The organism is Microbacterium deminutum (genome assembly GCF_039530205.1).
GTDB lineage: Bacteria > Actinomycetota > Actinomycetes > Actinomycetales > Microbacteriaceae > Microbacterium > Microbacterium deminutum.
The window spans coordinates 249,573-270,559 of record NZ_BAAAOG010000002.1 but is presented as its reverse complement, the minus strand read 5'-3'; the positions used below and the strand labels follow the sequence as shown (position 1 = coordinate 270,559).

Sequence of the window (20,987 nt, the reverse complement as noted above, 5' to 3'; positions counted from 1 at the left end):
GATCAGGATTCACATCGAATTCATGGCGGAGAGTCGACATCCGGATGACGACTGTCGGCGATGCCGTTAGACTCCGGAGTGGGGAGCAACGAGTCTGACGCGCACTGGGGATAGTCGCGCGGGCAGAGTCTCGCTTCGTTGTACCGTCGTGCGCGCGTGGGGCGTGCTCGAGGTAAGCCCATCTGGGGAGCTGGGGAAGCATGCATTGGACGACTGTCGACGCCGTCGGAACGATTCACATTGGTAGGCGGCTGAGAGGGGTCGCCATCGTGGCGTTGGCGGTGATGATCGCCGCCACGTTCGTGGTGTTCGAGCCGGCAGTCCCTGCCGCGACAGCCGCAGGCAGCTCGTGCGGCGCGACGATCAACCCGATCGTCTGCGAGAACTCCAAGCCGGGCACGGACCCGAGCGTGTGGGACATCCAGGGCGCCGGCGACTCCGACATCCAGGGTTTCGCCACCGACATCAGTGTCAATGCCGGGTCGAAGATCGACTTCAAGATCGACACCAGCGCCAGGGCGTACAAGATCGACATCTACCGGACCGGGTACTACCAGGGCCTCGGGGCCAGGTACATCACGTCGGTGACCCCTTCGGTGACGCTTCCTCAAACCCAGCCGCAGTGCATATCCGATGTATCCACCGAACTCTATGACTGCGGCACCTGGGGGGTATCCGCATCCTGGAACGTTCCGTCCGACGCGGTCTCGGGCGTCTACATCGCAAAGCTTTCGCGAACAGACAATGACGACGACAGTCACATAATCTTCATCGTGAGAAATGACAGCAGCAGCGCCGATGTTGTTTTCCAGACATCGGATCCCACGTGGCAGGCCTACAACACCTATGGGGGTTCCGACCTCTACCAGGGCGCTGCCAATGGCCGCGCGTACAAGATCAGCTACAACCGACCTTTCGCGACACGCCGCGACAATAGCGGACGTGACTTCTACTTCAGCGGCGAGTTCGCCACGGTTCAGTTTCTGGAGCGCAACGGCTATGACATGACGTACATCGCCGGAGTCGACACCGACCGCTCAGGCTCCCTGCTGAGGAACCACAAGGTGTTCCTGTCAGTCGGTCACGACGAGTACTGGTCATCGGGTCAACGGGCCAACGTCCAAGCGGCTCGAGACGCGGGGGTGAATCTGCAATTCCTCTCCGGCAACGAGATCTACTGGCATACGCGTTACGAGAAGTCGGTGGACGGATCGAACACTCCTTATCGCACTCTCGTCTCTTACAAGGAGACTTGGGCCAACGCCAAGATCGATCCGTCTACCGAGTGGACAGGCACTTGGCGTGATCCCCGCTTCACGACCGCCGCAAACGGGGGCACGATGCCTGAGAACGCGCTGAGTGGCACGATGTACGTGGCCAACTCCGACGATCTGCCCGTCACAGTGACGGCGGGGCAGGGTAAGACCCGCCTGTGGCGCAACACGAGTCTGACCTCGCTCGCGGCGGGGACGTCGCAGGCGCTGGCCAATCACACGGTCGGCTACGAGTCGGATGAGGATTTCGACAACGGTTTCCGACCCGCCGGTCTCATTCAGCTGTCGACGACGATAGGGTCCACACCCCAATATCTGGCGGACTACGGAAACACTGTAGTGCCGGGCACGACCGCGCACCACGTCACGCTCTACAAGGCGACGAGTGGAGCCCTTGTATTCTCCGCCGCCACCATCCAGTGGGGCTGGGGTCTTGATCAGAACCACGACGGGAAGGGTGCCGCGGCCGACCCTCGCATGCAGCAGGCGCAGGTCAATCTGCTCGCCGACATGGGCGCTCAGCCTGCCACACTGATGTCGGAACTGGCTCCCGCGACCGCGACCACAGACATCACCGCGCCGACCACGGTGATCGCGAGCCCCGCGGCCGGTGCAGCGATCGCGAACGGCACGTTAGTCACCGTCACCGGAACGGCCTCGGACGCCGGCGGCGTGGTTGCGGGTGTGGAGGTTTCGACCGACGCCGGCTCGACGTGGCATCCCGCAACGGGCACGACGGCGTGGTCCTACACCTACATCCAGCAGGGGTCGGGCGCCGGGTCGATCAAAGCTCGAGCAATTGACGACAGCGCGAACTTCTCAGTCGCCGGTGTCACTGCCAACATCACGGTGACGGGTCCGTATTCGGCGATGGGAAACGCCGCGCCGGCGGTCGCTTCAGCCAACGACACAAGCGCGGTCGAGGTCGGCCTCGAGTTCAGGCCGACCATGGATGGCTTCGTCACCGGCGTGCGGTTCTACAAGGGCGCGGCCAACACAGGGACCCACGTTGGCTCCCTATGGGACACGACCACGGGACAGCGGCTCGGCCAGGTCACGTTCGGCAACGAGTCAGCGACTGGATGGCAGACCGCCTCATTCGCGTCCGCGCTGACTGTAACGGGTGGACACAACTACACGGTGTCGTACTCAGCCCCCAGTGGCGGCTATGCAGCGACCAACCTTTATTGGCCGTATCAGGCGCAGGCCAGCTCCCCGGTCGCCGTCGCACCAGGGGTTGGCACGGCCGCCCCGGGTGTCTACGGTGCGGTCGGAAGCATGCCCACCTCGAACAATCAAGAGGGGAACTACTTCGTCGACGTCGTGTTCGTCCAGACTGACAACTCACCGCTTCGACTCGCGGCGTCGACGCCGCTCGCTGGATCTTCGAGCAACCTTTCATCGGCGGCGATCACAGCGACGATCTCGCGTTCGGTGGTCGCTTCCACCGTGGCGATGACGGTGAAGGATGCAGCAGGAGCGAGCGCGTCGGGGACCGTCTCGTACGACCCGACGTCTCGCACCGCGACCTTCACCCCCACGTCGACCCTGCTCCCTGATACGACGTACACGGCCACCGTGACAGCGACGGATTCCGCAGGCATCGGGTTCAGCGGTGGCAACAGCTGGAGCTTCAAGACCGCGGCAGCGACTCTCCCTGCCGGGACGTGCCCGTGCCAGCTGTTCCCCGACGCGTCCGCCCCGGACATCGGCTCGGCCGCTGACACGGCGTCCGTCACGCTTGGTGTGCGTTTCACCACGACTCAATCGGGTACTATCACGGCCCTGCGCTTCTACAGAGGCACTGCCAACGTCGGCGCGCACACCGGGACGCTGTGGAGCGCGAGCGGATCCGCGCTGGCAACCGTGACGTACTCGGGCGAATCCACGCGAGGCTGGCAGACGGCCACGCTCGCCCAACCCGTCTCGGTTACGGCCGGTGCGCAGTATGTGGCGTCGTATACCGCGCCCGGTGGGGGCTATGCCGTGTCGGCTGGACAATTCAGCTCGCCATACTCGCGCGGGCCCCTGAGCGTTGATGCGGGCGGCTCGGTCTACAGCTACTCCGGAGGGTTCCCGGCAAGCAACTCAACTGCTGGCTACGGAGTGGATGTCGTCTTCCTACCAAACGCGGCCGGCCCGGTGCTGACCTCATCCTCGCCCGCAGACGGTGCGACCGGAGTCGCGTCCAGCTCGACGATTTCAGGTACCTTCGACACTGCGATCTCGGCCGCGACAATCGCCGTGACCAGTGGCGGAACTGCGATCGCGGGCAGCACTGGATGGAGTTCGGACGGCAAGACTTTCACGTTCACGCCCGCGACTGCGCTCCCCTCGGACGTCATCGTCGCGGTCTCGGTGACAAGTATTACGGGCTCAAACGGCGCGACTGCCGCAGATGCATCCTGGTCGTTCGAGACAGCAGCGGTAGGCGGAGTCCAGGCGCAATCGTTCTTCAGTGGCGGACCGGTGACCGCGCCCACGGCGACGGGTGACGCAAATGCGGTTATTCTCGGCATGAGCTTCACAACGTCAGATCCCGGACAGGTTCGAGCCATCAGGTTCTATAAGGCTCCGAGCAACACGGGCACCCACGTCGGATGGCTTTGGGGATCTGGCTCGACAACGCCGCTGGCGACCGTGACGTTCACCGGTGAAACGGCGAGCGGCTGGCAGCGTGCGGCGCTGAGCACCCCTGTCGAACTGACGACGGGTCAGACCTACACCGTGTCGTACCTCGCGCCGAAGGGTAACTACAGCTATCAGGCTGGCGGCTTCGCTTCAGCTCTCACGAGCGGGTCCCTCACGGCGGGCTCACCCAACAACGGCGTCTATCTGTACGGCACCTCGGGCAAGCCGACAGCCACCTACAACTCGACGAACTATTTCGTCGACGTGGAGTTCATAAAGGACACGGTCGTGACCCAGACGCTGTGGGACTCGTCAGTGATCCCGACAGACGCCACGACGGGCGACACTGATCCGGTAGAACTCGGAACCGCGATGACGGTCGACGTCGAAGGTCAGGTGACCGCGCTGCGCTTCTTTAAGGACGCGACGAATACCGGGACTCACGTAGGATCGCTGTGGTCCAGTGATGGGACGAAACTCGCCTCCGTCAGTTTCAGCAGCGAGACGTCGTCGGGCTGGCAGCGCGCAGCGCTGTCAACACCCGTCACGATCGAACCCGGTCAGACCTACATCGTCTCGTACTTCGCGCCGAACGGCCGGTACTCGCGACAACTGTCCTACTTCGCGGCGCCAAAGGTGAGCGGCCACATTTCAGGCCAGAACGGTCTTTTCCTGTACGGCGCAAGTGGCGGATTCCCGACGAACTCGTTCCAGTCGTCGGCGTATTTCGTCGACGCCGAGATTGCATTTGGAAGCTCCGGCAGCGCGGGGATTTCGCCAGCTGTCTCAGCGACGTCGCCTGCGTCGGGCGCCGCCAACGTCGACCCGTCGACTGTCATGATCTCAGCGACTCTCACAAACGCGACCTCCGCGTCACTCGCAGTGACAACGGGCGGCGCGGGGGTTGCGGGCACGTCGAGCTTCAACAGCGCTACGGGGGTCGTCTCGTTCACGCCGACCGCAGCCCTGGGTTGGAGCAAAAGCTACTCCGTCACAGTGACCGCGAACGGCGGATCCGTCACAAACGGCAGCTGGTTGTTCACAACCACAGCTCAGCCTGTCGGGCCGGCCATAACGACAATCACGCCTGCATCCGGAGCGAGCAACGTCGATCCCGCAACAGCCTCGATCTCGGCGACTCTTACGAACGCGACATCCGCATCGCTGGCGCTGACGACCGGCGGGGCGGGCGTTGCAGGCACGTCCAGCTTCAACGCGACGACTGGTGTTGTGACCTTCACGCCCAGTTCCGCGCTGGGATACGGCAAGACATACTCCGTTGTCACAACCGCGAACGCCACCGCAGTGAGCGGAGGCGCGTGGTCATTCACAACAACGCCCGCAGCGACCTTAACAAGCGTCACACCCGCGTCAGCAGCCACGAACGTTGACCCAGCCACAGTCAAGATCACAGCCACGCTTGCGAACGCCACCGCGGGCACGATCGTTCTCAGGGCCGGCACCACGACGATCGCCGGCACCTCGGCATTCAACGCCTCGAGCGAGGTTGTGACGTTCACCCCCACCGCGGCGCTGGGCTGGACGACCACCTACACCGCGACCGTGACAGCGAACAGCGGGAATGTCACCAACGGCACGTGGTCGTTCACGACCATGGCGAAGCAGGACCAGGTGAGCCTGTTCACGACCGGCGCGCCGACGAACGCCAATACGACGGCCGTTGTCACGATGGATATCGGAACCAGGTTCAAGACAAGCGCCGCAGGTGTCGTGACTGCGATCAAGTTCTATAAGGGCTCCTTGAACACAGGAACTCACACTGGCTACCTCTGGAGCGCCACTGGATCGAAACTCGCAACCGTGACATTCACGGGAGAGTCGGCGTCGGGATGGCAGGCGGCGACGCTATCGACGCCCGTCCGCCTGACAGTCGGCGCCGAGTATCGCGTGAGTATGTTCAGCACATCTCGGATCTACGCCGTGACCACGGGCGGCCTCAGTGCGGTTGTGACAAGCGGTCCGATCTCCACGATCGCGACAGGAGGCGCCTACGCGCTGACGAACTCGTTCCCGAATACCACCTCTACGAACAAGTACTGGGTCGACGTCGTGTTCGACCCCGACAACTAGCTCACAGGTGCCTGGGGGATAATCTCCCGGGGATCTGTGAATCTCGGTCGCGCGCTCGGCGCAACCGCAGGAAGGAATGTGTTCAGCGTGGCACGACGCTTGAGAGTCGCCGTGGTCGGCGCGGGCTACTGGGGGCCCAACCTCGCGCGGAACTTCCGCGCGAGTCCGGACTGGGAACTCGCAGCCATCTGTGATCTAGACGTCGAGCGAGCGCAGCACGTCGCGCATAGTGTCGGCGGCGTGCCCGTCACGCCGAGCCTCGATGAGGTCCTGGGCGACAAGAGCATCGATGCCGTCGCCATCGCAACGCCGGCGCGCACTCACCACCCGATCGTGCTGGCAGCCCTCACCGCCGGCAAGCACGTGATCGTTGAAAAGCCGCTCGCCGATACGTTCGAGCGCGGCGTCGAGATGGTCGAGGCGGCGCGCGAACATGGGCTCGTGCTCATGGCCGACCACACCTACTGCTACACCCCGGCCGTGCTGAAGATACGTGAGCTCATAGCCCAAGGCTTTCTCGGCGACATCCTGTTCGTCGATAGCGTTCGAATCAACTTGGGACTTATCCAGCCCGACGTCGACGTGTTCTGGGATCTCGCACCGCACGACCTGTCCATCATGGACTTCATCCTTCCTGGTGGTTTGGACGTTGCGTCCGTGTCGGCTCACGGTGCGGACCCGCTCGGTACCGGCAAGTCGTGTGTGGGCTATCTGGCGATGCCACTCGCAGCCGGCGCGATCGCCCACGTGCATGTCAACTGGCTGAGTCCAACCAAGATCCGCCAAATGGTCATCGGCGGCACGAAACGCACTCTCGTTTGGGATGATCTCAATCCGCAGCAGCGCGTCAGTGTGTACGACCGCGGCGTCGATCTCGCGTTGCAGTCCAAGGCGACGGCTGACGCCCGCGCATCCAACATCTCCTACCGTCTCGGCGACACGTGGGCTCCTGCCCTTCCCGAGCGTGAAGCACTCGCGAACGTGGCGGCGGAGTTCGCGGAGTCCATCCGAGAGCAACGCCCAGCGCGGACCAATGGGGAGTCCGGCCTTCGCGTCCTGTCAGTGCTTGAAGCGGCCGCGGCCAGCCAAGCCGCGATTGGCGCACCGCAGACTGTCGCAACACTAAACAGCAAGGAAGACATTCCATCATGACCGACCTCGAAGGCACCGCCGTTCTCGTCACCGGGGGCGCAGGAACGATCGGCTCCACTCTCGTCGACCAGCTCCTCGATGCGGGGGTCGCTCATATAGACATTCTCGACAACCTGGTTCGAGGGCGTCGGAGCAATCTGGATGACGCGCTCGCCTCCGGTCGTGTGGAGCTCATCGACGGCGACATCCGCGATGCGAAGGTCGTTGACGAGCTCACAGCAGGCAAGGATGTCGTCTTTCACCAGGCCGCTATCCGCATCACGCAATGCGCCGAGGAACCTCGTCTTGCTCTCGAGGTGCTCGTCGACGGCACATTCAATGTCGTTGAGTCTGCAGCCAAACATCGCGTCAAGAAGCTCGTCGCTGCGTCCAGCGCCTCGGTGTTCGGGATGGCCGAGGAATTCCCGACAACAGAACGTCATCACCACCACAACAACGACACCCTGTACGGCGCGGCAAAGTCATTCAACGAGGGTCTGATCCGCAGTTTCCGCGCCATGCAGGGCCTCGATTACGTGATCTTGCGCTATTTCAATGTGTACGGACCGCGTATGGACGTACACGGCGTCTATACCGAGGTGCTCGTCCGATGGATGGAGCGAATTGCCGACGGTCAGCCGCCGCTCATCTTCGGTGATGGACAGCAGACGATGGACTTCGTATGCGTGCCCGACATCGCGCGGGCAAACGTACTCGCTGCCGGGAGCGGCGTGGTCGACGGCGACTACAACATAGCGAGCGGATCCGAGACGAGCCTGCTGGAACTTGCTGAGGCGCTGCTGCGCGTGATGGGCTCCGAACTCGACGTCGAGCACGGTCCCGAGCGTGCCGTCAACGGGGTCGTCCGTCGCCTTGCCGACATCCGGGCTGCGAAGCGCGATCTCGGCTGGGAGCCGACGATCGGACTCGACGACGGTCTGCGGCAGCTCGTGAACTGGTGGCGGCCGCTACGGGATGAGATCGCGGCAGGCAGAACGGTGACCGCGCGATGAGCGAACGCATCAACGTGATGGTGCCCTGGCTTGGCCAGGAGGAGGCCGATGCCGTTGCCGAGGTCATCGCGAGTGGCTGGGTGGCGCAGGGACCTCGCGTCGCGCAGTTCGAGCAGCAGTTCGCTTCAGCGATGCAAGCCCCGTTCGCCGTCGCGACGACGAGTTGCACGACAGCACTCCATCTCGCGCTCATAGTCGCAGGCATCGGCCCCAGCGATGAGGTCGTCGTTCCTTCGTTCTCGTTCGTTGCGACCACGAATGCCGTCCGGTATGTCGGAGCGAACCCTGTCTTCGCTGATGTCGACCCCGTCACCGGCAACGTGACGGGCGAGACGGTCGCCGCAGCGCTGACTCCCGCCACACGGGCCGTCATCGCGGTCGATCAGGGCGGCGTACCTGTCGATCTCGACGACATTCGAAACCTCGCGGACCCACTGTCGATCGTTGTGATCGAGGACGCTGCGTGCGGAGCTGGTTCAACGTACAAGGGTCGTCCCGTCGGCGCAGGCGCCGAAATCACGGCCTGGTCCTTCCACCCCCGCAAGCTCCTCACCACGGGTGAGGGCGGAATGATCACAACGACGCGGCACGACTGGGCGACTCGGGCCCGACACCTGCGCGAGCATGCGATGAGCGTGTCGGCCGCCGATCGTCACGGATCGGTTCTGCCTCCCGCCGAGGAATACACCGAGGTCGGATACAACTTCCGGATGACGGATCTCCAGGCCGCTGTCGGTCTCGTGCAACTCGGTCGGCTGCCTCTGATCGTCGATCGTCGACGTGAGATCGCTACGGGCTACACGGCGGCGATCGAGGGCATTCTCGGACTGAGAGCGGTCGCGGATCCCGAGTACGGTACGGCGAATTTCCAATCTTTCTGGGTTGAAGTGCTGGACGAATACCCCACCGACAGAGATGGTCTGCTCGAAGCTCTTGCGACCGCAGACATCTCTGCACGTCGCGGGATAATGGCCGCTCACCGACAGCCGCCATATCGCGATCTCACGCCGGAGTCCGGACTTCCGATCACCGAACGCCTCAACGAACGAACACTGATCCTTCCTGTCTTTCACAACATGACACCGGCGGAACAAGAGCGTGTAATCACTGTTCTGCGCGAGCAAGGGTCAGCGGCGTGACGTCGGGTCTTCTGCTGATCGGTGCTAGCGGTCTGGCTCGAGAGGTGCTCGCCGCCGGCGTGACCGGGGTGGTCGGCATCCTGGACGACAACGTCGAACTCCACGAGACTGAGATTTCGGGGGTGCCGATCCTGGGGAGCATCGTGGATGCAGTCAAGCGCGACGAATCGCTACTGGTCTGTGTCGGCCCCAGCGTCGGGCGCAGGCACATCGTGCGCCGACTACGCAAATTCGGTATCGCCGATGAGCGCTATGCGACGTACGTGGCGCGGTCGGCCCGTATTGGCGCAACGAGCGACGTGGGCGTGGGAACCATCGTATTGGACGGTACAGTTGTAACAGCGGATGCCGCGATCGGCCGTCATGTCGTGATCATGCCCAACTGCACGATCACGCACGACGACGTGCTGGAGGACTTCTCCACGCTCGCGGCCGGCGTATCCCTTGGCGGCGCAGTTCGTATACGTGAATCGGCATACATCGGCATGAATGCTTCCGTGCGCCAGGGTCTCACCATCGGCATGGAGTCAACGATCGGAATGGGGGCGGTCGTCTTGCAAGATGTGCCCGAGGAGCAGACATGGGCGGGCGTTCCCGCGCGCGAGTTGGGAACTGAGGAATGAGCATCAAAGTGCCGTTCCTCGACCTGGCGTCGCAACAGACCGAGATCGCCGAATATGTTCTGCCGATTTGGAAAGCGCAATTCGAGTCGGCCAGCTTCATCGGTGGGCCTGAAGTCGACGCGTTCGAGGAGGAGTACGCCGACTACATCGGTGTTGAGCACGTTGTCGGTGTATCCAACGGGACTGATGCGCTCGAACTGGCCTACCGTGCAGTCGGCGTCGGACCCGGTGACGAGATCATAATGCCAGCCAACACGTTCATCGCGACAGCTGAAGCCGCGTCACGGATCGGCGCCGTCCCGATTTTCGTCGACGTCGACGACGAGTACCTTCTGATTGACCCTGACGCGATCGAGGCTGCGATCTCCCCACGTACGCGTGTCGTCGCACCGGTGCATCTGTTCGGCCAGACCGCGCCGATGGAGTTGATCAATCCCATCGCCGACAAGCACGGCATCGCAGTCGTTGAGGATGCCGCCCAGTCTCAGGGTGCGTTCGGCCCAACAGGCCGGGCGGGCTCTCTCAGCCGTGTGGCGGCCACGAGCTTCTATCCAGGGAAGAACCTGGGTGCGGCTGGAGATGCTGGTGCCGTTATGACAAACGACGCCGAGCTTGCAGAGTTCGTGCGTAACGTCGCCGCGCACGGCAGCTCTCAGAAGTACGTTCACAGCCGCATCGGTCTTAATGCGAGGCTGGATGCCGTCCAGGCCACGGTTCTTCGCGCCAAGCTACGAAAACTCGACGAATGGAACGCATTCCGCCGCACGGCCGCGGAAAGGTACCACTCACTCCTCGCGGACGTGGCTGGCGTGTCTACGCCAACTGTCCGCGATGGGAACGAGGACGTGTGGCACCTGTATGTCGTCCGCGTCGATAAACGTGAAGCTGTAGCGGCCGAACTTGCAGCGGAAGGGATCGGTGTGGGAATCCATTACCCGACGCCGGTCCACCTCACGGAGGCGTACGCGTCGCTCGGCTACCGGCGCGGACAGTTTCCCATCGCCGAGGCTTCGGCAGGCATCATCCTGTCCTTGCCGATGTTCCCCCACATCACGGTGGAACAGCAGAAGCGCGTAGTCGAGGCGCTCACCCAGGCAGTAATCCGACACGGGCAGCAGGCGGTCGCTTCGTGAGCGTGCGCATGAAGGCGAAGCCAATTGTCGGTTACCCCAAGGTGTCGGTTGTGATCCCGCACTACAACTATGGGGAGTACCTACCAGTGGCGCTTGAGTCGGTCCTGTCCCAGGAAGGAGTCGATCTCGAGGTGCTCATCGTGGATGACGCGTCGACTGACGGAAGCCTCAGAATCGCGCGAGAGCAGGCGTCGGCAGACCATCGCGTCATTCTAATCGAGCACGAGCACAACATGCGCCACATCGCGACCTACAACGACGGACTCGCTCGGGCTTCGGGCGAATTCGTGGTCCTCCTCTCCGCCGACGACGCTCTAGCTCCAGGAAGCCTCGCGCGCGCAGCAGCTTTGTTCCAGGCCGAGCCAGAGGTCAATCTCGTCTATGGCCCGGTCGAGGAGTTCGCATCCGTCTTGCCGTCGTCAACTTCGCACCAAGTCAGCTGGACGACCTGGACCAGCGACGAATGGATCGGGCGAGTGTGCCGGCGAGGCCGCAATATCATCGTGAACCCGGAGGCGATGATCCGACGTCGCCTTGTCGACGAGCTTGGCGGATACGATCCAGAACTTCCACATTCAGCGGACATGTATCTCTGGATGAGGGCAGCAGCGCGCGGGAAGGTTGCGCGAGTGAACGGGCCCACGCAGGCGTTTTATCGACAGCATGACTCAAACATGCACGCCACCGAGTTCGGGGGACGTCTCGACGATCTGTCCGCTGTCAGGAAGACATTCGAAATGCTGTTTCGCGTCGATGGTTCCCGACTCCAGAAAGCCACGAGCTTGAGTGCTACCGCCGACAAGGCGGTCGCGCGTGAGGCCTTGAGAATGTCAGTATCCGTGAGTGGTCCATCTGCGAAAGCTCATCGGTCGGCTCTCATCAGCTTCGCAACCGAGACGGGGGCCCCGGCGTGGTCCTGCGCCCTCTACGAGATTGTCCCAAAGCTTGGTTTGACAGCCATCTTCAAGCGGTTTGAGTCCGCTAGGTGGAGCGCACGTTATCGGCGCCACCGGCGGTACGGAACATGAGCGCGTTAGGCAGACGCGGCCGCCTTGACTCGACCGGCTCGCTGGCCGGACGCGCCGCGAAGGCTGCCGCCTGGAGCGGCCTCAGCACGATTGCACTGCGTTTCGGCAGTTTTGCAGTCGGGATAGTGCTCGCTCGCGTCCTGAGTCCGGACCAGTTCGGGGTATATGCCGTCGCCCTCGCCGTTCAGTCGATCCTGATGGCGGTCGCTGACCTTGGTCTGTCTGCGGACCTTATCCGGTCAGACGACTACGAGCGAAAGGCGCCAACCGTTGCGACGCTGGGGCTGGTAAGCGGAGGCCTTCTCGCACTGTTCACGATTCTGTCGGCGCCGGCACTTGCCGAGCTTCTGGGAAGCAGTGCGGCTGCGCCAGCGATCGCCGTTCTGGGCGGCACTCTTCTGCTCGCCGGCGGTGGGGTCGTCCCCTACGCGATGCTTCAGCGCAGATTCGATCAGAAGTCGATGTTCACTATCGGCGTGGTCGATTTCGTGGCTTCGACGGCGGTGACACTGCTTTTCGTAGCCCTGGGATGGGGCGCGCTTTCGATCGCTCTCGGCCGACTTCTGGGCCAGACACTCTCGACGGGTTTGCAGTTCGTGTTTGCAAAGGTTCGCCCTCGGTACGGCATCGACCGCAGTCTCCTTCGCCCGATACTCGCGTTCGGCCTGCCAATCACTGGCGCGAACATGCTCTCCTTGGCACTCCTGAACATCGACAATATTGTGCTCGCTCGAGTTGCAGGCGCCACAGCGCTGGGCTTCTACGTGCTCGCATTCAACATTTCCAATTGGCCGATGAGCGCACTCTCTCAAGTCCTGAGATCCATCTCACTTCCGTACATCGCCCGCGCTGACAACGCGCCGAGAGCGCTCACGGGCCTTGTCGCAGTCGCATGGGCCCTCGCACTCCCGGCGGGCGTCGCAATCGCGACCCTGGCCGGCCCCATCATTGCCGTCGTCTATGGAGAGAGGTGGTTGCCTGCGGCCGCGGTACTCGCCGCACTTGGTGTGTTCGGGGCCCTTCGAGTGATCTTCGACACATTCGCGTCCTACCTCTACGCAATCGGGAAGTCTCGTCCGGTGCTCTGGTTGCAAGCGCTGTGGTTCCTGGCCCTTACGGTGGGAATGATCGCCGCTACCGGTGCATACGGAATTGTCGGCGCAGGGTGGGTCCACGTCGTTGTGGCGCTGTTCATCATGCTGCCCGCATACCTTTACACGATTCACCGGGCGGGAGTATCGGTTGTCGCGATCGCCAAGCAGGCATGGGTGCCGGTCGTCGGGGCGCTTCCCGCAGCCCTCGCCGCTGCGCTGGCGACACGGATCGAGAGTCCTGTACTAGCCATGGTCATCGGAGGTCTCTCAGCCTTGCTCGTGTACGGGGCGGTGACGGGACCATGGCTCATGCGGCGCCTCCGCGCCATCCGTGGGGCACAGACGAACGCCGCGACGAACTTGACCCCCCGCGAGGCCTGAGGGACGGCGAACACGTGGAGGTGGCAATGAACGCCGTGGAGCCCGGGGCTCTTTCGGGGGCAGGTCTGAGCGAACAATGGCGCGCCTACGTGGACGCGCACGCCACACGCGGCGTTCTGCTAAGGATGATGGCGCGGCTGGCGCCAACCCGACTAAGGCCATTGGCTGTTGTAAGAAGGCCTCCGGTCTCACCAACGCGCAGAATCCGAGCTTCCGTCATAGTCCCCTGCCACAACTATGGTCACTACCTTGAGGAAGCCGTGAACAGCGTGCTCAGTCAGGAGGGGGTCGAGGTTGAGGTCATCATCGTTGACGACGTATCAACGGACGACAGTCTCGCCGTGGCTCGAGAACTCGCCGTCACACATCCTGAAGTTCGCGTCATTATTAACGAGCACAACGTTGGCCACGTTCGGTCATTCAATGCGGGATGGGCCACCGCAACGGGCGATGTGATCGTCAAGCTTGACGCAGATGACCTCTTGGCGCCGGGCTCACTTGCGCGGGCCGCAGCGTTGTTCGAACAGCGCCCGGACGTCGGCCTTGTGTATGGGTACCCTCGGCACTTCGAGCATCCCGCTGTTCCGAAGGGGTCCGTCGGTGACACAGCGTGGACCATCTGGCGTGGCCAAGACTGGTTCGCGGAGAGGTGTAAGCATGGTACGAGCGTTATCACGACGCCCGAGATGGCGCTGCGGGCATCACTTCTCCGGGAGCACGGCGCCCTCGACCCCGATCTGCGCTACACACCGGACCTCGGAATTTCGCTGCGCCTAGCAACGGTCAGCAATGTCGGGCACATCGATAACGCCGACCAGGCGTTCCACCGAGAGCACAGTGCCAGCATGAGCGTCAACGAAGGGGCGGGCGAAGTTGTCGACCTCGAAGCGCGTCGGGATGCATTCGATCGAGTCTTCTCCTCGCCCAATGTGAAAATCGCGAACGCAGACGGGCTTCGTGGGACGGTGCGCCGGGCGTTGGCCCTCGACGCGATGCGGGATGCCGCATCGCTTGCTGACCGCCCAGAGAGTTCGGCGCGAACGGACGGGCTCGAAGAGTTTGCGCGTGCCACGTGGCCCGATAGCGCCTATCCAAAGTCGTGGGATACGTTGCGGGTCGGAAGGAAGCGCTTAGGACCGATCTCGAGGATTGGCGGCCTCGCCCGGCGAGTAGCTCGACGGGTCCGTAACGAGTCTTATTACGTGCGCTGGGTAGTGAAGGGCTTCTGAGCGGCGGTCACGTAGCGCGCTCGGTCGAGTTGTCGCCGCGTTATTGCCTCGGCGCCGCATCACCCAACTGCCTTCCTTCTACCAGCCTCGCACCGACCTCTTCGGCGATGACGGTGGCGACCAATCGTCCAGTGGGTCCCCATGACCGCCCGACGACGGTTGCCGCTGCGGCGGCTGCGATCGAGTCGCGCGCCGGGTGGGTCACGGCGGTCCCAAGCGCATCCGCAAGCGCACGTGGTGTCGCGTTAGCCCAGACTGCATAGGGATTGGCGAGGTCTGCGCGCGCCAACTTGGTGTCGTTGATGATAGGCACAACGCCAGCGGCGAGCAACTCTTCAGCGACTAGCGAGATATTCGTAAATGAGAGCGCGAGCCCGGCTATGACACTGTTGTACAGAAGGTTCAACTGGTCCGGGGAGACGCTCCCATGATTCACGACGGGGAATGATTCCGTCGTGACTACTTCGCCGTACGCATGGATCGGGACATTCGGGTGATCACTGTGGAACAGTTCCAGAGCGCGCATGGCGAGCTGATATCCTCGGCGGTCGTTCCCACGCTTGGCGTAGAACACGATTCCCGAGCGCGGCCCGTGAGGCTCAAGTCTGTACGTCTGCGTGTCGCAGCCAAACGGAACCAAGTCGCTGGTGACGCCGAGTTCGGAAGCGAGCAGATCATGGACCATATTGCCGAGCGCTATATTTCGAAATCCGAATCTGTACGAATCTTCTGCGTATGCATACTCCGATCCTCGCGGCATGAAGTACGGCTCGTAGTCTTGTATGAAGTAGATCCGCTTGCCTTCGACACCTCGTCGGGCAAGTACGTGTGCCGTCGGCCATGACGTCGCGACGACAGCATCGAAGCCAGTGATCTTGGCTTCTACAGGGTGAATGTCCGCGACGAGCCAAGGCCATGAGGTGCGGACAATGTGGGCGTAGTGATCGAAATCGCCATTATGGCGATCGTAGAAGAGCAAGGTGTTGTCGAAGCCCACTGCTCGCGCCGACTCCATCATCCGGAACTGAGTAGTGTGCCCCCCCGATCCGGGGCCAGGAGGAATCGCCAACCAAGCGATACGCGGTCGTGCTCCCGTAATGGCCATCCGTTCGGGGGACTCTCGCACCTCACGCGAGTCGGCCAGATCCTGGGGAAGTAGGGGATATTCCAATTGGGCCGCATCGAGGATGGCGTTCACTCGCAACGCCGCGTATCGGGCGAGATACATCGGCGAACGGTTTCGAATGCGCGCAAAAACGTTGCGCCGCCGTGCTCGACTGCTCATCTGCTCCATCCGCATTGCCGCAACGATTCAAGACGAACCGATCGCACGAGTGAATTCTGTCAGGAAACTTGGATCACGCGCCCAAGGTGCCGGTGGCCGGCAAATCAGGATCGACTTCCGAGTTTCCATGGAAGGGATCCTTCGCCTTGCTGCCGCCCAGCATTCGCCTCACTGAATCGGCTAGCGCAGACCACAGCGCTCGGAAAGAGCGGTGGCGCTGCGTCGGCTGCTCGATCCAGCGCGAGAAGAAGTGCGAACTGATCAGCACGAGGGGTAGGCCCAACGCGAGAAAGATGAAGAATCGCGGAACATCCCCGATGGCCAAGTCGGAGATGACGAAAGTCCAAACGATCAACAGGAGCGGGGCATGGATCAGGTACGTGCTGTACGAGATCGAACCGAGCCACTTGGCTGGCCGCAACTCAAGGATCTGGCGCACCCTACGTGATTTTCCATCGGCGAGGGCGGCAAGTCCTAGGGCAACGATCACGCCAACAACGAGTTCCAGCCAGAACACGTATGTCACGGCAACGACCGACCCCACGACCGCGATCCAGACAACTACACCGATGGTGCCGATCCCAGCAACACGAGCCCACGGCGTCGCTCTCCTGGTGTTGTGCCACCGGGTGGCCAATTCGGCGCCTGCCATTCCCATGATGAAGAGAGCTGCGAACTGCGGGACCAAGCTTTGGATTCGATGGAGCGGTTCGACGTACACCGAGAGAATGAATGCGGCAGTCGCGACAACCACCCCCATCAGGACCGTTGCACCGAGACCCATCTGGCGTCGCAAGACAATCAGAAGCGGGAAGAAGAGGTAGATCTGTGCCTCGATCGCGATCGACCAAAAGGCGCCGTTGGGTGTCGTGGCACCGGCAATGTCTTGCACAAGCAAAGCGTGTGTGATGGTCCCCGGCACACTCACTTCGGCGCCCAGTCCCGGCCCCGTGAGGAGAACGATACAAGTAGCAAACAGAAGGGCCGCCCAGTAGGCAGGGAGGATGCGCCATGCCCGTCGTCGGTAGAACTCACGTGCCCCACCCCGTAGTCGGGATCCGTTAGCCGCAGGCGCCAAGCCCAACGAGAACCCGGACACGACAATGAAGACTGCCACAGCGACGTGCCCGTAGACGAGCCAGTCTGTCCACCAGGGGCCCTCGTTGCGTGGATACCCTGGCCAGATCGCTAACCAGACATGGTGGAACACCACATACAACGCGGCCGCCGCGCGGACGCCGTCCACGTAGTCGAGGCGCAATGGCTTGCCGCTCGACGGTGTGTTTGTAGCTGGGGGCGCGCCACCGCCCGAATTCCTATCGATGACTACCCCCAGGCTGGTCACGATTATGCGATCGGCTTCCCCTTGCACCGACACGCCTGACCACCATAGTACCCGCGCAGTGACCCATTCATGCCTGTCCATACGAGACCACGCTGAGCCGCCAATCCGGACGTCCGCCTCCGCGTGAGATGCATCGCGGCAGGCAGCTCGCGCGCTCGCTGCCCGCCCAACGACTCATCGACGCTTCCGACCGTTAGGCGCCCCCGGTTGCGCTCCATACGGTCGCCAGTATTCAATGGAAATCGCCTGCCTCCACATTCCGAAACGTGACGCGCAATCTGCGAGTCACGGTGTACACGAGGAGCATCAGTGCAAGTTCCTTCTGCAACGCCCGCCAGGCCGGTCCGTAGCCTTGCTGTCAGCGTCATCGTCGCGTCGGCCCTCGTGCTTGCGGCAATCACCGCGACTTCCTCCGTAGAGGCTGCGGACAGTTCCGTCACGATATGGGGTAGCGCGGCCCCGTCGTCCGTGGCCCTCGACCCCGATGTGGCATCGGTCGAGCTGGGAACGAGGTTCACGGCGGGGGATGACGGCATCGTGACCGCTATCCGCTTCTACAAGTCCCCAGGCGTGACGGGGAAGCACACGGCGACTCTGTGGTCCAGTTCGGGTGCAAAACTGGCGGGAGTGGTCTTTGCGTCAGAGACGGCGTCCGGGTGGCAAGCCGCCAAGCTGGCGACACCTGTGGAATTGGAGGCAGGGACCACATATGTGGTTTCGTATCGTGTGCCGGAGGGCGGTCGGTACTCCTCCACAGCCAACTATTCGGGGAGTTCGATGACGTCATCGCTCGGCATCTCCGCAAACTCGGGTGTATACACATACGCGAAGCCCGGCACCGTTCCAGCTGCGAGCTGGAGGTCGAGTCAATACTGGGTCGACGTTGTGTACGTGCCCGATTCGCCGCCGAACCCGACGCCGTATGCCACGCCGAGCGCGACATCCGCGCCATTGGCAACGCCGACATCCACCCCGACGGCGGCATTTGAGCCAGTTCCGACGCCGACCCCAGCCTCAGAGGCTCAGGCCGGACCGCTGTGCCGTGGGTTCGAGAAGTGGAGCGATCCAACATCCTGGGGGAGCGCCGGAGTGCCCAAAGCCAATTCGTCGGTCACCGTCCCTGCGGGGGCAAGTATTCAGGTTGATGTAACCGTGCCGCATCTAAACAGTGTTGTCGTCCCTGCCAAGACCACACTGTGCTTCCCCGACCGTCCGGCGCTCTTCAGTGCAAAGCAGATCGTCGTGATGGGTCATCTCATCGCTGGTACAGCGTCGACGCCACTGAAGAGTGAAGTCACGATAAGGCTGGAGGGAGGCGTCAACGGCAAGGACAACTACCTTCTCACGGGGCAGGCCGCCTCCGCCATCGCTGCGTACAACGCCGCTCATAAGAACGACTGCACGAGTGGAACCGGCAGTTGCGTGAACATCGGGACAGGTGCGGGTACCAATCTGCTGCTGGCCCTCGATGGAGGTGTCCTCGATCTACATGGTCAGACGGTCGGCACGACCTGGACCGAGTTGGCTACGACAGCCAAGGCGCGGAGCTCGACTCTGGCGCTCCAAGACCCAGTCAAGTGGAAGCCTGGCGACACGATCGCTGTCGCCAGTTCCTACCAGGATTGGAACAAGCAGGAGAAGGCCGTCGTTAGGAGCGTGTCCTCTGACGGCAAGACCGTGACGCTCGCGGCGCCGCTGGCGAACGCCCATGCGGCGATCTCGACCTGCCAGACTTTGACCGGCGCAACGCGGTGCGTCGACGAACGTGCCGAAGTGGGCCTGCTGACCCACAACCTCAAGATCGTCGGGCCAGCCAACACCGCAGCCCATGATGGTTTCGGTGGCCAAACAATGGTCGCGGCTGGCGGCCAGATCCATATCGCGTCGGCGGAACTGACCAACATGGGGCAAAAGGGTGTCGTCGGACGATACCCCATTCACTTTCACATCGTCGGCGATGCTGGTTCCCAGTCGTCCGTTGAGAACGTAAGCCTGCATGACAACTTCAACCGTCAGGTCACCATCCATGGCACTAACAACGTCCAGGTGTCTGGAACGGTCTCCTATCTGACCTACGGTCACAGCTTCATGTTCGAGGATGGATTCGAGGTCCGGAACGTACTGACGAAGAACCTCGTGATGGGCAGCGAGTTCAATCCGGTTGCATCGCAGCGCGTGCGCCCATCAGATGCTGTCCCATCCGACTTCTGGATGAGCAACCCAAATAACGATCTCATCGGCAATCACGCGGCCGGTGGTGACGGCAACGGCATCTGGTTCGACTTCGGTCCCGACAACTTCAACGTCTGGCAGGCGCTCGCCACGAGGTTCGGCACGGTCAATGACAATGTCGCCCATTCCCACGACGAGGTCCCGGGCCTCGACTTGGCCAGCGATCACGAGTCGGGAAACGGAATCTTCGTCGGAGGCTACCAGGGGCAACCGAGCACGCGCATGGCTGCGAACCGGAACAGCGCCTGGAAGAACTCTGGATTCGGATTCTGGATTGACGGCCTCATCGACTTCAAGGCCAGTACCGCCGCGAACAATCGCATCGGTGCGACCCTTCAGAACGCCGCGATGACGGGTGGGCTCTTCGTGGGCACAACAGCGAACACCGGCGGCGATGCCCGATCCGAAGCGTCGCTCGCTGCCGAGGGGAGCGGGTTGCTCCGGCCCTATCACGGTGCCTCCGACTTCGACGACATTTGGCTCGCCGGGTTCGGCGGAACAGATTCGACCAAGTACATGTCGGCGTTCTCTGACGGAGGGGCGGGAATCTCCGACCACCCGCCGCGCATCCGCAACATCAAGTTCTTCGGCCCTGGTTTCAGAGTCTTCTATGAAGCGTGCCCGTTCAACGAGGGGTCTGCAAAGAAATGGGGAACATGCTACTGGGGACTCGAGCATGGCGGAAACAGTCACGCGCTGGTTGATCTCGACGGCTCGATAGTCGGCGACGGAAAGCCGATCATCATTACCAACTCGTCTCCATTCATGCGACCGACGGGAGCGAGGTTCCTCTACCCGAATCTGGTAGACCAGCCTTCCTGGGGCACAACTTCTCGAGGGCTGATCACGCCACCAGGCGCGCGTTACGTCGCCTTCGAGGTCCGCGAGGCAAGCGGGCCGATCAAGATGACGCGCGATAGTGATGGAGCGGTCAACGAAGAAGGCAGTGGCAACTTCTGGACAATGGCAAAGACGGGGGAACGCTACTTCCTGAGCAACGTCCCAACCTTTTTCAACCTCTCCGGGAACTACGCCGGCTACGTCGACGTGTATATGAACATGCCGAAGTCGCCGCAGAAGGTGGGCCGAGGCGGCTGGGATGAGCACGGCCGCGCCGCTCAGCCCAAGGCATCGAGCCTCGCGAATCTCGGCAAAGACGGAGTGTGGTGGTGGGGCAGCGGCAAACTGTACATCCGCATGTCCATCGACGGGTCGGACGTTCCTTTCGGCAAAGCGGGAGACGAGAGCAGCTTGAACTACCATGGCGGCATGTATTGGAGTGTCATCCCGTGACACCCAAGCCGAGGACGGCTCGGCTAAATCGGACCACCCTTTGGCTCACTGGACTGGCCGTGGCG

The 20,987-nt window shown here is 62.5% G+C and carries 12 protein-coding genes; 10 read left to right on the top strand and 2 right to left on the bottom strand.

The window, feature by feature from the left end; genetic code table 11:
• The first annotated feature begins 269 nt into the window (after positions 1-269).
• The 9 genes from ABD212_RS07515 to ABD212_RS07475 all read left to right on the top strand — a co-directional run bounded on the left by ABD212_RS07515 (position 270) and on the right by ABD212_RS07475 (position 14,767).
• Positions 270-5,996 carry a DUF4082 domain-containing protein gene (locus tag ABD212_RS07515; RefSeq protein WP_344092965.1) on the top strand — a complete coding sequence of 1,909 codons (5,727 nt, stop codon included), beginning with the start codon at positions 270-272 and terminating at the stop codon, positions 5,994-5,996.
• Between the two features lie 87 nt (positions 5,997-6,083).
• Entirely contained in the window at positions 6,084-7,148 is a 1,065-nt protein-coding gene (locus tag ABD212_RS07510; protein WP_344094110.1) for a Gfo/Idh/MocA family protein, read from the top strand.
• A complete protein-coding gene (locus ABD212_RS07505; protein WP_344092962.1) occupies positions 7,145-8,140 on the top strand; it encodes an NAD-dependent epimerase/dehydratase family protein in 996 nt (331 codons plus the stop codon). Before ABD212_RS07510 ends, ABD212_RS07505 begins: the two co-directional genes overlap by 4 nt.
• Positions 8,137-9,279 (top strand): DegT/DnrJ/EryC1/StrS family aminotransferase, encoded by a 1,143-nt coding sequence (locus ABD212_RS07500; protein WP_344092959.1) that lies wholly within the window; start codon positions 8,137-8,139, stop codon positions 9,277-9,279. Before ABD212_RS07505 ends, ABD212_RS07500 begins: the two co-directional genes overlap by 4 nt.
• A complete protein-coding gene (locus ABD212_RS07495) occupies positions 9,276-9,902 on the top strand; it encodes an acetyltransferase (protein WP_344092957.1) in 627 nt (208 codons plus the stop codon). Before ABD212_RS07500 ends, ABD212_RS07495 begins: the two co-directional genes overlap by 4 nt.
• Entirely contained in the window at positions 9,899-11,035 is a 1,137-nt protein-coding gene (locus ABD212_RS07490) for a DegT/DnrJ/EryC1/StrS family aminotransferase (RefSeq protein WP_344092955.1), read from the top strand. The genes ABD212_RS07495 and ABD212_RS07490 overlap by 4 nt, the downstream gene beginning before the upstream one ends.
• A complete protein-coding gene (locus ABD212_RS07485) occupies positions 11,032-12,063 on the top strand; it encodes a glycosyltransferase family 2 protein (RefSeq protein WP_344092953.1) in 1,032 nt (343 codons plus the stop codon). The genes ABD212_RS07490 and ABD212_RS07485 overlap by 4 nt, the downstream gene beginning before the upstream one ends.
• Entirely contained in the window at positions 12,060-13,538 is a 1,479-nt protein-coding gene (locus ABD212_RS07480) for an oligosaccharide flippase family protein (protein ID WP_344092951.1), read from the top strand. Before ABD212_RS07485 ends, ABD212_RS07480 begins: the two co-directional genes overlap by 4 nt.
• A complete protein-coding gene (locus tag ABD212_RS07475; RefSeq protein WP_344092949.1) occupies positions 13,460-14,767 on the top strand; it encodes a glycosyltransferase family 2 protein in 1,308 nt (435 codons plus the stop codon). The genes ABD212_RS07480 and ABD212_RS07475 overlap by 79 nt, the downstream gene beginning before the upstream one ends.
• 40 nt (positions 14,768-14,807) lie before the next feature.
• Here ABD212_RS07475 and ABD212_RS07470 read toward each other — a convergent pair whose 3' ends face one another.
• Both ABD212_RS07470 and ABD212_RS07465 read right to left on the bottom strand, forming a co-directional pair.
• Entirely contained in the window at positions 14,808-16,067 is a 1,260-nt protein-coding gene (locus ABD212_RS07470) for a rhamnosyltransferase WsaF family glycosyltransferase (protein ID WP_344092946.1), read from the bottom strand.
• Positions 16,068-16,125: 58 nt separating this feature from the next.
• Positions 16,126-17,478 carry an acyltransferase family protein gene (locus tag ABD212_RS07465; RefSeq protein WP_344092943.1) on the bottom strand — a complete coding sequence of 451 codons (1,353 nt, stop codon included), beginning with the start codon at positions 17,476-17,478 and terminating at the stop codon, positions 16,126-16,128.
• A 228-nt stretch (positions 17,479-17,706) separates the two neighbouring features.
• Here ABD212_RS07465 and ABD212_RS07460 point away from each other — a divergent pair, with 228 nt between their 5' ends.
• On the top strand, positions 17,707-20,922 hold the full coding sequence (locus ABD212_RS07460) for a DUF4082 domain-containing protein (protein ID WP_425561250.1): 3,216 nt from the start codon (positions 17,707-17,709) through the stop codon (positions 20,920-20,922).
• The last annotated feature ends 65 nt before the right edge of the window (positions 20,923-20,987 follow it).